The organism is Microbacterium sp. CJ77 (assembly GCF_002911615.1).
GTDB lineage: Bacteria > Actinomycetota > Actinomycetes > Actinomycetales > Microbacteriaceae > Microbacterium.
The window spans coordinates 674,396-688,418 of sequence record NZ_PQBR01000006.1; the positions used below are offsets into that span (position 1 = coordinate 674,396).

General features: G+C 69.9%; 10 protein-coding genes. 4 read left to right on the plus strand and 6 right to left on the minus strand.

Annotated features, from left to right (window positions below; genetic code table 11):
* Window positions 1–538 precede the first annotated feature (538 nt).
* Entirely contained in the window at window positions 539–1,453 is a 915-nt protein-coding gene (gene nudC / locus C2868_RS03945) for an NAD(+) diphosphatase (protein WP_100811256.1), read from the plus strand.
* Window positions 1,450–3,318 carry an ATP-dependent helicase gene (locus C2868_RS03950; protein WP_100811255.1) on the plus strand — a complete coding sequence of 623 codons (1,869 nt, stop codon included), beginning with the start codon at window positions 1,450–1,452 and terminating at the stop codon, window positions 3,316–3,318. The genes nudC and C2868_RS03950 overlap by 4 nt, the downstream gene beginning before the upstream one ends.
* A gap of 862 nt (window positions 3,319–4,180) precedes the next feature.
* On the opposite strand, the gene C2868_RS03960 is transcribed toward C2868_RS03950, so the two are convergent.
* Entirely contained in the window at window positions 4,181–5,527 is a 1,347-nt protein-coding gene (locus C2868_RS03960; protein ID WP_100811404.1) for a zinc-dependent metalloprotease, read from the minus strand.
* A gap of 204 nt (window positions 5,528–5,731) precedes the next feature.
* On the opposite strand from C2868_RS03960, the gene C2868_RS03965 reads away from it, so the two are divergent.
* The gene (locus C2868_RS03965) at window positions 5,732–6,850 is read left to right on the plus strand and encodes a PDZ domain-containing protein (RefSeq protein WP_100811254.1); all 1,119 of its coding nucleotides are present in this window, start codon (window positions 5,732–5,734) and stop codon (window positions 6,848–6,850) included.
* 100 nt (window positions 6,851–6,950) lie between these two features.
* Complete coding sequence (locus C2868_RS03970) at window positions 6,951–9,878, plus strand: UPF0182 family protein (RefSeq protein ID WP_100811253.1); 2,928 nt, start codon at window positions 6,951–6,953, stop codon at window positions 9,876–9,878.
* A 100-nt stretch (window positions 9,879–9,978) separates the two neighbouring features.
* Here the strand turns inward: C2868_RS03970 and C2868_RS03975 are convergent, their stop codons facing one another.
* Genes C2868_RS03975 through C2868_RS03995 form a run of 5 tightly spaced genes read right to left on the minus strand, consistent with a single transcriptional unit; the run spans window position 9,979 to window position 14,020 of the window.
* Window positions 9,979–10,872: a prenyltransferase gene (locus C2868_RS03975; protein ID WP_103662987.1), complete on the minus strand. Its 894-nt coding sequence runs from the start codon at window positions 10,870–10,872 to the stop codon at window positions 9,979–9,981.
* Window positions 10,869–11,174 carry a lycopene cyclase domain-containing protein gene (locus C2868_RS03980; protein WP_100811251.1) on the minus strand — a complete coding sequence of 102 codons (306 nt, stop codon included), beginning with the start codon at window positions 11,172–11,174 and terminating at the stop codon, window positions 10,869–10,871. Before C2868_RS03980 ends, C2868_RS03975 begins: the two co-directional genes overlap by 4 nt.
* Window positions 11,171–11,533: a lycopene cyclase domain-containing protein gene (locus C2868_RS03985; RefSeq protein WP_100811250.1), complete on the minus strand. Its 363-nt coding sequence runs from the start codon at window positions 11,531–11,533 to the stop codon at window positions 11,171–11,173. The genes C2868_RS03980 and C2868_RS03985 overlap by 4 nt, the downstream gene beginning before the upstream one ends.
* Before the next feature lie 4 nt (window positions 11,534–11,537).
* On the minus strand, window positions 11,538–13,112 hold the full coding sequence (gene crtI / locus C2868_RS03990) for a phytoene desaturase family protein (protein WP_100811249.1): 1,575 nt from the start codon (window positions 13,110–13,112) through the stop codon (window positions 11,538–11,540).
* The gene (locus C2868_RS03995) at window positions 13,109–14,020 is read right to left on the minus strand and encodes a squalene/phytoene synthase family protein (RefSeq protein ID WP_100811403.1); all 912 of its coding nucleotides are present in this window, start codon (window positions 14,018–14,020) and stop codon (window positions 13,109–13,111) included. Before C2868_RS03995 ends, crtI begins: the two co-directional genes overlap by 4 nt.
* Window positions 14,021–14,023 lie beyond the last annotated feature (3 nt).

Here is a 14,023-nt window from a genome sequence, read left to right on the forward strand (position 1 = left end):
GCGCGACGACGGCTTCTCGGACCTCTTCGGCGGACTTGACGGGGAGTCCCTCGGCGCGAACGACGGAGGCGGGCAGTGCATGCAGGGCCGCGAGCGCGATGCCGATCGACGTTGCGGCGCCGGGGCCCGCGGGCAGGTCGCCCGCCTCGACGCGGTAGCCCGGAACCATGTCGGTGAGCAGGGCACGGCCCTCGGGGAGCGCGACTTCGCCGAGCGGACGGGGTGCGACGAAGGGCAGCAGGGCACGGGCGCCCGGGGTGAGGGCGCGCAGGGCGAGAGCCTCGGTGGCGAGGTCGCTGGCGGCAGAGGCATCCACCGGCGCGCGCACGACGACGGACGATCCGTCGTCCAGCCCGACGACGGCGCTGTCGTAGCGGCCGCCCTCGCCGGTCGAGAGAGCTGCCGCCGAGACGACCGCGGCCTCGGGCAGGGCTGCGCTCACCGACGCGGCTAAAGTGAGAGGGGAGCCAGTCATGCCCCCAGGGTAGGTCGGTCCTCGCACGCACTACCCGCGCCACGCCCGCGAAAGAGGTCATCCATGACGGTCCCGGGCTTGCCCAGGGTGATCACGCCCCCGGTCTCTCCGATCGACCGATCGGCCATCGATCGTGATCTCGCGGATGCCCTGACCGTCCTCGCCGACGAGCCCGACGCGCGGGTTCTCGTGCTGCGACGGGGTCGCGCGCCCCTCGACGCATCCGGCGTGCTCGTGCTGGTCCCCGCCGCGACACTCGAGCCCGCCGCGATCGTCGCGTTCCTCGGTCGCGACGCGCTCGGCGCCGTGCTGCTCGCGCTGATCGAGGACGACGAAGCGGATGCTGCACCGTTCGAGCCGGAGGGCGGCTGGGTCGAGCTGCGTGACGTGGGTGGCACGCTGGACCCCGAGAACGGAGCCTTCTTCGTCGAGGCCCTGTCCCTGGCGCGCTGGATCCAAGATGCTCCGTTCTGCCCCGCCTGCGGCACGCGCACCGAACTGCGGAACGCCGGATGGTCGCGGCATTGCCCCGCGTGCGGACGCGAGCACTTTCCCCGCACGGACCCGGCCGTGATCGTCGCGGTGACCGACGGCGAGCGCCTGCTGCTGGGGTCGAACGCCGCATGGCCAGCCGGGCGCTACTCGTGCTTCGCGGGGTTCGTCGAGGCGGGGGAGTCGGCCGAGGAATCCCTCGTGCGCGAGATCGAAGAAGAGTCCGGCGTGCGCATCTCGGCTCTCGAATACGTCGGCTCGCAGGCGTGGCCCTACCCGCGCTCGCTGATGCTCGGATACCTCGCGTCGACCGAAGACTCGGCGGCCGCGCGACCCGATGGATCCGAGATCGTCGATGTGCGGTGGTTCGAACCGGACGAGATCGAGCGGGCGCTCGCGGGTGATGGCGACGTGGTTCTGCCCGGGGCATCCTCCATCTCGCGCGGGCTCATCGAGCGCTGGCTCGAACGGGTCACGGATCGATGACGGATCCCACAGGGGGGGCCGAGCGCGCCCTGCGAGACCTCGACGAGCATCAGCGCGAGGCGGTCCTCGCGGTTCGCGGACCCGTCTGCGTCCTCGCCGGGGCGGGTTCGGGCAAGACGCGCGTGATCACGCACCGCATCGCCTACGGCGTCGACAGCGGGATGTACTCTCCCTCGCGGGTCATGGCGGTCACGTTCACGACGCGTGCGGCTGGTGAGATGCGCGGACGCCTGCGCTCGCTCGGCATCGAGGGCGTCTCTGCGCGCACGTTCCACGCGGCCGCGCTCGCACAGCTCAACTACTTCTGGCCGACCGTCGCGGGGGGCGAGTCTGCGCCGCCCGTCCTGTCGAACAAGGTGCGCGCGCTGTCGGACGCGGCAAGCGGACTCCGCCTCACCCTCGACGGGGCGACACTGCGCGACGTGGCGTCCGAGATCGAGTGGCGCAAGGTCACGCTCCGCACGATCGAGGACTACGCGCGCGCGGGCCGTCCGGGTCTCGGACGCCTCAGCCCCGACGCCGTCGTCGCGCTGCACGAGGCCTACGAGAAGCTCAAGGACGAGCGGCGGCAGCTCGACTTCGAAGACATCCTGCTCGCCTGCGCGGGAATGATCGAGTCCGAGCCGCGCGTCGCGCGAGCGGTGCGCGAGCAGTACCGGCACTTCACGGTCGACGAGTATCAGGATGTGTCGCCGCTCCAAGAGCGACTGCTCGGACTCTGGCTGGGCGAGCGCAACGACCTGTGCGTCGTCGGTGACGCGAGCCAGACGATCTACTCCTTCGCCGGAGCCGATCCGCGGTTCCTGCTCGACTTCGAGCGGCACCACCCCGGTGCCCTGATGGTGCGTCTCGAGCGCAACTACCGCTCCGAACCGCCCGTCCTCGCGACCGCGAATGCCCTGATGCGCGGTCGTCCGGGCGCCCTCGAGCTGGTCGCGGCGGGCTCCGAGGCGGGAAGCCGTGGGGGCGAAGCCGACGCGGCATCGAGTTCATATGCCCCGAGCGCGCCCGCGGCACGTTCGAACACACCGCGTTCGAACACACCGCGTTCGAGCACACCGCGTCCGAACACACCGGAGACGCAGGCACGGCCGCCGGCGACGACGGCCATGCATCCCGACGACGATGCCGAGGCGACGGCGGTCGCACGGAACATCAAACGGCGCCTCGACGGCGGCGAGACCCCCGAGGGATTCGCCGTGCTCTACCGGGCGCATTCGCAATCGGCGGCTCTGCAGCGCGCGCTCGCCGCCCACGACATCGCCGCGACGGTGCTCGGCGGTAAGCGGTTCTTCGAGCTGCCCGAGGTGCGCGACGCCGTGCTCGTGCTGCGGGGTGAGTCCGTCGCGGGCGGTTCCGGTGACCTCGTGCCCGTCGTCCGTGATCTGCTGCGCTCCCGTGGCTACACCGAGACCCCGCCCCCGGCCGGCGGTGCGCTGCGCGACGCGTGGGAGGCACGCGCGACGCTGCTGCGCCTGGCCGAGAACGCGCCGCCGGGGACGACCCTGCGTGCTTTCACGGATGACCTGCAGGCGCGCGCCCGGGACCAGCACGATCCGGGGCTGCGTACCGTGACGCTCGCGACGATTCACGCGGCCAAGGGTCTCGAGTGGGACCATGTGCACGTGATCGGACTGTCGGAGGGTCTGTTGCCGATCTCGTACGCGCGCGGGCTCGAGCAGATCGACGAGGAACGCCGGCTGCTGTACGTCGCGATCACGCGGGCACGGCGGTCTGTCTCGTTGTCGTGGTCTGCCGGGAACGGGAGAGCTGAGCGGGAGCCGTCACGTTTCCTTCAGGAGCTCGGCATCCGCACTCATCGTGCGGCCGGTGCGTCATCCGTCGGCGCTCGCCCCCCGCGGTAAGCGTCACCGAACATCCCTCCGCGCCGCCGGGGTCCGCGAGGATTCGGACCAGTGCGGCCGCGCTCTCGTGGACGAGTTCGGGCGCGGGCACGGGCGCTCCGGCCGAGAGCAGCTGGAGGGCGAGCATCGGCCAGGCGCGATCGGCGTCGCGGCGTTCGAGGTGCAGGCAGGTGATGCAAGCCGTCACGCCGGGCACGATGAGGGGGCCGACGACGATCCCGGCTCCGCCGACCAGAACGGGCAGGTGAACGCGATCGGCGCGCAGGTGCGGCGATGCCCGCCGCGGGTCGAGGACGTGTCGGGCGACAAGGACGACGAGATCCGCACCGGATGCCTCGGCCGCGGCGCGATCGTGTTCGCCGGGGTCCGCTTCTTCGACGACCGTGACCGAGTACCCGGACGCTTCCAGCGCCATCCGCATGGCGACGACGACCGGATCGCTCGAGCCGCCCCGCGGCGCCTCGAGCAGGATGCCGCCCGGCGCGCTCCGGCTCTCGAGGTCGGTGCGTGTCAGCGCGTCGCCCAGACGGGCGAGAAAAGCGCGGACCTCTCGCGGGTGAACCCGCTTGAGGTCCGCCCACACGTCGAGACCCGACTCGGGCAGACCCCGGGTGAGCTCGAACAGCAGCCGCTCCTGCCAGGGTGAGACATCCGTCAACCGCGTCTGAGCGTGTTCACCGAGCTGCATCGTGGTCGCATCGCGCCACAGCGGGGTACGGGTCGGATCGAGGCGAAGCATCACGGTCATTCCGCGATTGTGTCGTCTGGGTCGAGTCCGGCCGCGAGATTCCACAGGGTGCGGCGACAGGTGACGGTCGGGGAGCCCTGTGGAGGACGGGCGGTGTCGGCCCCCGTCGCCACCTCAGCGCTCGGGGTTCGTGCCGTCCTCGGATTGCTCGTCCGGCCCCGCGTCGGGGTCCGAGCGCGGATCGGCCGATTCTTCACCGGCCAGAATGCGGGCGATCGCGTCGTCCAGCTCGTCGAGCTCCGCCTCGGGCGCCGCGTCACCGAGCGCGCGGCGACGGAGCGTCTCGATGATCCGTGAGGGGTCGTCGATGTCTTCCGACGTGGGCATGAAGTCCGCGTAGTCCCATAGCGAATCGCGTGCCTCCACGCCGACCGCATTCGTGATGGCCCGCCACATCGCCGCCGCTTCGCGCAGGCGCCGCGGCCGCAGCTCCAGCCCGACGAGCGAGGCCAGCGCCTGCTCCGCGGGCCCGCCCGCGGCGCGGCGGCGGCGAACGGTCTCGGCGATCGCGGCGGCCTTGGGCAGGCGCGCCGTCGCATCTTCCGTGACGACGTCGACCCAACCCTCGACGGTCGCGAGCAGGTTCTCGAGACGGGACAGGGCGGCCCGCTGGGCCTCGGTGTGCTCGGGCAGCAGGGCGCCGCTCTCGAGCGCCGTCCGCAGTTCGTCCGGGCGCGAGGGGTCGAAGCGCGACGCGAGGTCCTCCAGTGCGTCCGTGTCGACGTCGATGCCGCGGGCGAACTCGGTCACCTGCGACAGGACGTGCAGGCGCAGCCACTTCGCGTGGCGGAAGAGACGGGCGTGGGCGAGCTCGCGCACCGCCGCGGCCAGCGCGAGCTGATCCTCGGCGATGTCGAGGTCGCGACCGAAATCGGCGAAGTTCTGCGGCAGGATCGCCGCCTCACCGGCGGGCATCACGGGGATGCCGACGTCGCCGCCGCTGATCACCTCGGTCGAGAGCTGACCGACGACCTGGCCGAGCTGGGTCGCGAAGAGCGAACCGCCGAGTGAGCGCATGACCTTGCCGGCGCCCTGCAGCAGCGGCTTGAGCTCTTCCGGTGCCTGCTCGGCAAGGGTGCGCGTCAAGGCATCCGTGATGCTCGTCGCGACGGGTTCGGCGAACTCCTGCCAGACGGGAAGCGTCGCGGTGACCCACTCGGCACGCGTCATGATGCGGGGGCTCTGCGCGAGGTCCGAGATGACGGTCGCCTCGCTCAGCCACAGGTTCGCGAGCGTCAGCGCACCGTCCAGGTCGACGCGGTCGCCATCGGTCACGCTCAGCCCGCCGCTCCGGGCGAGCTGCAGTGCCTGCTGCTCCGCGACACCCCACGGGATGCCGTCCCCGGCCGCCATCGCGCCGCGCAACTGCTGCTGAACCATGGCCATCATGGCGGGGTCCAGCGGCATGCCGGTGAGCCGTTCGAACTGAGCGGGATCGATCTGCCCGCCGCCGCCCAGCATGCGACGCAGGAGCTCTTCGAAGTCTTCCTCGGGGTTCTCGTCGCCAGGCACTTCAGCCGCCTTTCAGCGTCGTTCGGGTGGGTGGTTCTACGCTAGTCGCAGCCGACTGTGACCCCGCCGGGGTCGAGCCCGCATTGCTTACGCCGTTCGCGAACGGCGCCCGAAGTCCCGCTCCCTCCCGGGCGAGCGAAGAAAGGTCCCACCGTGGCGCTGTTCGACGAGAACCTCCAGGTCGTGCCCGCGCAGCGACCGCCGCTGCGGCGGTCGACCCGGGTCGGCATCATCGCGCTCGCGGTTGCCCTTGTGTGCCTGGCGGCCCTGACGTTCCTGCCCACCGGATACGTGATCCAACAGCCCGGACCCGTGTACAACACGCTCGGGACGGCTACCGGCGCGGACGGGACCGCCGTTCCGCTCATCGAGGTGGAGGGCGCCGAGACGTTCGACACCACGGGCGCGCTCGACCTGACGACCGTCCAGGTGGTGGGGAATCGCGAGCGGACCCCCACGTGGCTCGAGCTCATCGGGGCCTGGTTCGACCGCTCCCGAGCCGTCGTCCCGCTCGACTCGGTGTTCCCCGCGGGCCAGACGAGCGAGCAGCGCACTGAGCAGAACGCGCAGCTGATGGTGGACTCGCAGCACGAGGCCACCGTGGCGGCGCTGCGCGAACTCGGATACGAGGTCGACTCGCGCGTACGGATCCACTCGCTGCCCGAGGGTTCTCCGGCCGAGGGTGTGCTCCGGGCGGACGACGTCGTCACCGCCGCGAACGGGCAGCCCATCAGCGACGTCACACAACTGCGCGACATCATTCAGCAGGGGGACGGGGCGCCCGTCGCTCTGACGATCGAGCGCGGCGGCGCCGAGCAGACCGTCGAGGTGAGTCCCGTCTACAGCGAGGACGATTCCGCCTGGCAGATCGGCGTGTCCACGATCCTCGACTACGACTTCCCGGTCCAGGTCACGATCCAGCTCGACAACGTGGGCGGACCGAGCGCCGGCCTGATGTTCGCCCTCGGCATCATCGACACCATGACCCCCGACGAGCTGAACGGCGGGCGCCAGGTGGCCGGCACCGGAACGATCACGGCGGACGGCGTCGTCGGCCCGATCGGCGGCATCCGACAGAAGCTCTACGGAGCACGGGGAGCGGGGGCGGAGTACTTCCTGGCGCCGGCGGCGAACTGCGACGAGGTCGTGGGGCACATCCCGTCCGGCCTGCGCGTGTTCTCGGTGGCCGAGCTCGATGATGCGATCACCGCGCTCGACGCCGTTCGCGACGGCGGGGACCTCGATGCGCTCCCCGCGTGCGCTGTTCCTTGACGCGCGATGACGCCGCCGTAATCGAAACGTGGCCGGTTACCCGGCCTTCTCCCGGTCTGCGCACGGACTGCGCGCGAAACCGGGCGCCTAGACTGGTGGAGTGACCACGACTTCCTCGAAGCCAGCGGCCCCCCGCACTACACGACGCGTCGTGACCATTTCTCTGGTCATCATCGCGGTACTGCTCGTCGGGTTCTTCATCTTCGCTTCCCTGTACGCAGACTTCATGTGGTACCGGCAGATCGGGTTCGACTCGGTGCTGGTGACGCAGTGGCTCGCCCGCGCGACGATGTTCGTCATCGGGTTCCTCGCCATGGCCATCCCGGTCTGGCTGACGATCCAGCTCGCCTACCGGCTCCGTCCGGTGTACGCGCGGCTGTCGAGCCAGCTCGATCGCTACCAAGAGGTCGTCGAACCCCTCCGGCGCCTGGCGATGTGGGGAATCCCCGTCTTCTTCGGTTTCTTCGCGGGCTTCTCGGCGTCGACCCAGTGGGAGACCGTCTGGCTGTGGATGAATGGCGTCACCACCGACATGACGGACCCGCAGTTCGGTCTCGACACCGGCTTCTATCTGTTCGCGATGCCGTTCTACAGCGCAGCGCTCGGTTTCGCCTCCGCCATCCTGCTGATCTGCCTCGGCCTGACCGCCGTCGTCTCGTACCTCTACGGCTCCGTGCGCGTGGGCCAGCGCGAGGGCGGGCGCTGGGAGCTGCGGATCTCGAAGTCCGCACGCATCCAGCTCGCGATCCTCGCGGGGCTCTACCTGGTCGCCCAGGCGGCCAGCCTGTGGCTCGACCGCTACAAGACGCTGAGCGAAACGGGCGACCTGATCACGGGCCCCGGCTACACGGGCGTCAACGCGGTCATCCCCGGACAGGCGATCCTGGCGGGCATCGCCGCATTCGTCGCGCTGCTCTTCTTCGTCACGGCCATCATCGGTCGCTGGCGCTTCCCGCTGATCGGCACGGCCCTCCTGATCGTCTCGGCGATCGTCGTCGGAGTCGGCTATCCCTGGATCGTCGATCGTTTCCAGGTCGCGCCGAACGAGTTCTCGCTCGAGCAGCAGTACATCGAGCGGAACCTCGACATGACCAAGGTCGCCTACGGCATCGATGGACTCGAGAAGACCGAGACGACCGCCGTGACGGCTGCCGAGCCCGGCGCGTTGCGCGCGGACGCGCAGACGACAGCGTCCATCCGCATCATGGACCCCGCGATCATCAGCCCGACGGTTCGCCAGCTCGAGCAGTTCCGCGCCTACTACCAGTTCACCGACCCGCTCGATGTCGACCGCTACGAGATCGACGGCAAGTCGCAGGACACGGTGGTCTCGGTACGTGAACTGGACATGGATGCCCTGGGCACCGCGGGCACGTGGCAGAACCGCACCGTCGTCTACACGCACGGCTACGGCCTCGTCGTCGCCGCGGGCAACCAGCGGACGACCGACGGCAACCCCGTCTTCCTCGAGCGAGGCATCCCGGCGACCGGATTCCTCAGCGAGAGCGAGAACTTCGAGCCCCGCGTCTACTTCGGTGAGGCATCACCCCTGTATTCCATCGTCGGCGCGCCGGAGGGCACGGCCCCCGTGGAGCTCGACTACCCGCGCGGCTCTGAGGGCCAGAGCGAGACGAAGACCACGTTCGACGGAGATGGCGGACCGAAGATCGGCACGCTCTTCGACAAGCTGATCTACGCGCTCAAGTTCCAGTCCACCGACATCCTGCTCTCGGACTACGTCAACGCGGACTCGCAGATCCTCTACGACCGGGATCCGAAGACCCGTGTTCAGAAGGCGGCGCCGTACCTCGACCTCGACAACGACCCGTACCCGAGCGTCGTCGACGGCCGCATCGTCTGGATCGTCGACGGATACACGACCGCGTCGACCTTCCCCTATTCGCGCACGGTCAGCCTGTCCGACGCGATCGCCGACACGACGAACCCGACGCCGCGGTTCACGATCGACGACATCAACTACATCCGCAACTCGGTCAAGGCGACGGTCGATGCCTACGACGGCAGCGTGACGCTGTACGCGTGGGACCCGGAAGACCCGCTCATCCAGGCGTGGCAGAAGGTGTACCCCAGCACGGTCAAGCCGATCAGCGAGATGTCGGCCGAACTCGTCAGCCACGTCCGATACCCGACCGATCTGTTCAAGGTGCAGCGAGCAACGCTCGGCCAATACCACGTCGACGACGCGCAGTCGTTCTACCAGCGCGACAACGCCTGGTCGACGCCCACGGATCCGCAGGACTCGACCTCGACGCGCCTGCAGCCGCCGTACTACCTCACGATGCAGATGCCGGGCCAGACGGCACCGTCGTTCTCGATGTTCACGACGTTCATCCCGCCCGGAACGGGCACCGCGTCGCGCAACATCCTGACGGGTTACCTCGCGGTGGATGCCGACGCCGGATCCGATAACGGGGTCAAGGCCGAGGGGTACGGCAAGCTGCGGATGCTCGTCGTGAGCGCCGATACGACGGTGCCCGGCCCCGGCCAGGTGCAGAACACCTTCAACGCCGACCCGGTGGTCTCCTCCCAGATCAACCTGTTGCGGCAGGGACAGTCCGAGGTGCTCAACGGAAACCTCCTGACCCTCCCGGTCGGCGGCGGATTCCTGTACGTGCAGCCCGTCTTCGTCCAGTCGTCCGGTGGCACGCAGCTGCCGACCCTGCAGAAGGTTCTCGTCGCGTTCGGCGACGAGATCGCCTTCGAGGACACGCTGAACGAGGCGCTCGACACGCTCTTCGGTGGCGACTCCGGCGCCGATGCGGGGGATGGCGCGGTCGAACCCGACCCCAGCGCGACGCCCGGTGACCCGAGCGCGCAGCCGTCGAACCCCTCGGACGGCGGCGGGTCGACCGTCGACGTCCAGGAGCAGGCGCTGCTCAATGAAGCTCGCCAGGCGATGCTGGACCGCGATGCGGCCCTGCAGGCGGGAGACTGGGCCGCGTTCGGCGCGGCGGACGCCCGCCTGACGGACGCGATCGACCGGTTGCTCGCGCTGTCCGCCGGCTGATCCACCTTGCACGAGACGGTGTCGCCCTTCGGGCGGCACCGTCTTCGTCGTCACGGGCCGCCGACACGACCGGTGTGGTCGATGCGAGCGGCGGGCCGGGTCAGCCGGTGAGAAGCCACCACCAGATCAGCAGCAGCGTGACGCCGAAGCCCGCCAGCTGGTTGATCCACAGGAATGCGCGCCAGCCCCGCGTGGCCTCGTGCGACGCAGCATCGCTGACACTCCGGTACGGCCATACGGCGACCAGGTACGGGATCACGAGCAGTCCGGCGAGCGGCCCGGGCCACTCGGCGGCGAGCATCACGACGCCCGCGAGCGCGTAGCAGACCAGGGCGAAGCGAACGGTCCAGGCCGCGCCCCGCGCCGTCGCGATGGACGAGATTCCGGCTTGCCGGTCGGCCGAGACATCCTGCACCGCGCCGAAGGCGTGCGAAGCAACGCCCCAGAGGGCGAACGCGACGACGATCGCAACCAGCCCCGGTGTCCACACGACACCCGCCAAAACGAGGCCGTACACCGCGGGCGAGAAGAAGTGGATGCTCGAGGTCACCGAGTCCGCGAACGGAACCTCTTTGAGGCGCAGCGGGGGAGCGGAGTAGAACACGACGAAGAACAGGCTGGTCGCCAGCACGAGCCACGAGAGGGGGGCTCCGACCCACACGAGATAGACGACGAAGGGCAGGCACGACAGGCCCGCCGCCCACAGGGTGACCGGATGCAGGCGTCGATCCAGCACGGCACCGTGCGCGCCGCCCTTGCGCGGGTTGCGCAGGTCGGACTCGTAGTCGAAGACGTCGTTGATGCCGTACATCGCGAGGTTGTAGGGGATCAGGAAGAAGATCGTGCCGACGATGAGGGCGCCATCGATCTGGCGCGTCGCGACCAGGTACGCGGCCGCGAAGGGAAATGCCGTGTTGACCCAGCTGATCGGCCGGGACGACACGAAGAGGGTGCGGATGACTCGGCCGAGACCGATGCGCTCCGCCCCGCTCATGCGGGCTTCCTCGGGGTCAGGAGCGTCCAGACGGCCGGGATCAGGAAGGCGGCGGCGAGGGGGTACGAGAAGTCCTCGATCGGAGCGAGCCCGATGTGCAGACCGCTCAGGTGCTCGCTCGGGTAGGTGAACAGCCCGGCCGCGATCATGATGTTGTCGAAGACGGCCGTGAGGGCCAGCAAGACGAGTGCGGCGAGTGCGGACGCGGCCATTCGCCGGCCGAATCGCTCGCGGCGGATCGTGACGGCCGTGACGACGGCCGCGAGCAGCAGGAACGGGACGACGATGAGCGGGTATGTCATCCGCGGGCGCTTCCCTCGGTTTCGGATGCTCGGGCTTCGGGGGCATCCCGGCGGCCGAGCACGCGCATCCCGGCGGCCGCGCAGACGAGAGCGAGATAGCAGAGGAACGCGAGGAAGAACACCTCTTCGACCGGCAGTTCCGGAGCGAGGACGATGCCCGTGTAGAGCGGGCTGTCGCCCTTGACGAATACCCCGCTGATGATGCCCGCGGCGTCCCAGGCGAGAAAGAAGGCGACACCGATCGCGACGGTCGCGAGCGTGCGCCCGCGAGCGACCCAGAACGCGAGCCGGAAGCGGCGATCGATCAGGGCCATTCCCGCCGTCGAGACGAGGATCGCGAGAAGGTACAGGCCCGGCACGCGTTCAGTCTCCCACGGTGTCGAGAACCGGCTCCGGCAGCCTTCCCGCACCGTCGTCGCCGCGCACGCGCTTGAGCACGAGCTCGGCCGAGATGAGGCACATCGGCAGACCGATGCCGGGCAGGACATCGGCACCGGCGTAGAGCAGCCCGTCGACCCTGCGCGAGGCATTCCGCGGACGGAATACGGCGCTCTGGAGCAACGTGTGCGAAAGCCCGAGGGAGTTGCCGCGCCAGGTGTGCAGGTCGGCCGCGAAGTCGGCCGGCGCGATCGTGCGACGCACGACGATGCGGTCGGCGAGGTCGGGGATGCCCGTCCACGCGGCGATCTGATCGATCACGGCATCGGCCGCGGCCTCGATGCGCGGGTCGCCGGTGCCGTCGACACCGCCGTGGCCGAGCGCGATGTCCGCGGGCATCGGGACGAGCACGAAGAGGTTCTCGTGACCGGCCGGTGCGACCGACGGATCGGTGGCGCTGGGGCGGCAGACGTAGAGCGAGGCCGGATCGGGCACGTACGGCTCATCGCCGAAGATCGCATCGAAGTTGCCGCGCCAGTCCTGCGTGAAGACCAGCGTGTGGTGCGCCAGGCGCGGGAGCTCGCCCTCGACACCGAGCAGCAGCAGCAGAGCGCCGGGGCTCGGCGTGCGCTTCTTCCACCAGGACTCGGGATACGTCTGGCGCTCGGGCGGCAGCAGCTCGGTCTCGAGATGATGGAGATCGCCGGCGCCCACCACGATGTCGGCGGGTACGAAGCGCGATGCACCCGAGGCATCCTGAACCCGGACGCCGACCGCCCGCGGACCGGCGGTTTCGATCGCGACGACCGGAGAGCCGGTCTCGATCGCAACGCCCCGCTCGCGGGCGAGGCGCGCGATCGCGTCGATGATCGTCGTGAACCCGCCCATCGGATACGCGACCGAATCGCCCAGGTCGAGGTGACTCATGAGGTGGTACAGGCTCGGCACGTCGAACGGCGAACCGCCGAGGAAGACGGCGGGATAGCCGAGGACCTGGCGCAGCCGAGGATCGTGGAAACGGCTCTCGATATGGCGGTGCAGCGGGCGCGTGAGCAGGGGGAGCAGCTGGGGCAGGCGACGAAGCAGTGCGGGATCCCGCAGGCCCGTGGTCGAGGCGTAGGAGTCGTAGAGGAACCGCGTGACGGCCAATTCGTAGGCGTCCTGCGCCGACGCGAGGTACTCGCGCAGGACGGCACCCGAGCCGGGTTCGATGTCTTCGAAGAGCTCCGCGACGTGTTCGACGCCCGACCGGATCTCGAGGGGCTCGGGGTCGCCCTCCGTGTAGACGCGATACGCGGGGTCCAGGCGGACGAGGTCGAGTTCTCGCTCCGAACTCGTGCCGAGCAGCCGGAAGAAGTGGTCGAACACCTCGGGCATGAGATACCAGCTCGGTCCCGTGTCGAAGCGGAAGCCGTCGCGCTCCCACGATCCGGCGCGGCCACCCAGGTCATCCCGTGCCTCGAACAGCGTGACGGAGTGCCCGTCCGCGGCCAGCAGCGTGGCCGTCGCGAGACCCGCGATGCCCCCGCCGATCACGACGACTCGTTCGGCGGTGCTCATGAGCGTGCTCCTGGCGTCGGTGGCCGCTGTGCGCGGGGGGAGGGGTGGCCGGTCGATGCGCGTTTCGCCCGTCGCGGCGGCCGCGGGCGGGCCCCGGATGCCGCGCGTGCGAACAGCAGCGCCTTCACCGGGTTCGGCACGCGGACCCGGCCGGGCGAGGCATCCGCTCGTCGCAGACGCGCGCTCAACTCGGCGAACAGATCGTGCGCGCACGTGACGGCGCGTCGGCAGTCGCGCGGCAGGCGTGGGATGACGGATGCCGCGGCGGCGAGGTCTGCGTCGATGTCGTCGAGCACGGCGGTCCGGGTCGTCGGCGAACCGTCGAGACCGAGGTAGTCCCGCCCGAGCGTGCCGCTGTCGTGGCCGGCGTCGCGCAGGAAGTTGACGTTCTGGAATGCCGCGCCGAGGCGGCGGGCGCCCGCGACGATCTCGGGCTCGGCCGGCCCGGGCGTCGCGCTGCCCGCGTTGACGAACGACTGCAAGCACATCAGGCCCACGACCTCGGCCGATCCGTAGACGTAGGCGTCGTGTGATGCCGTGTCGTGCTCCGAGACCGTGATGTCGGTGCGCATCGACGCGAAGAAGGGGCGGACGAGCGACTCGCCGATCGCGCACTCGCGGGCGGTCAGGGCGAACGCGTGGACGATCAGGTTTGCGCTGAAGCCGGTGCGGATCGCCTCGAGCGTCTGAGCCTCGAGCGCGTCGAGTTCGAGGGATTCTTCCGCGGCGGTCAGTCCCGCCTCGCGCGCCGGTCCATCGACGATCTCGTCGGCGACGCGGACCAGCGCATAGATGCTGCGCACGTGCGGGCGAACGCGTGGCCCCAACAGGCGAGAGGCGAACCCGAACGAGGTCGAGTACCGGGCGATCACGGTGTCGGCCGCGGCTCGTGCGGTGCGGTCGTACAGGTC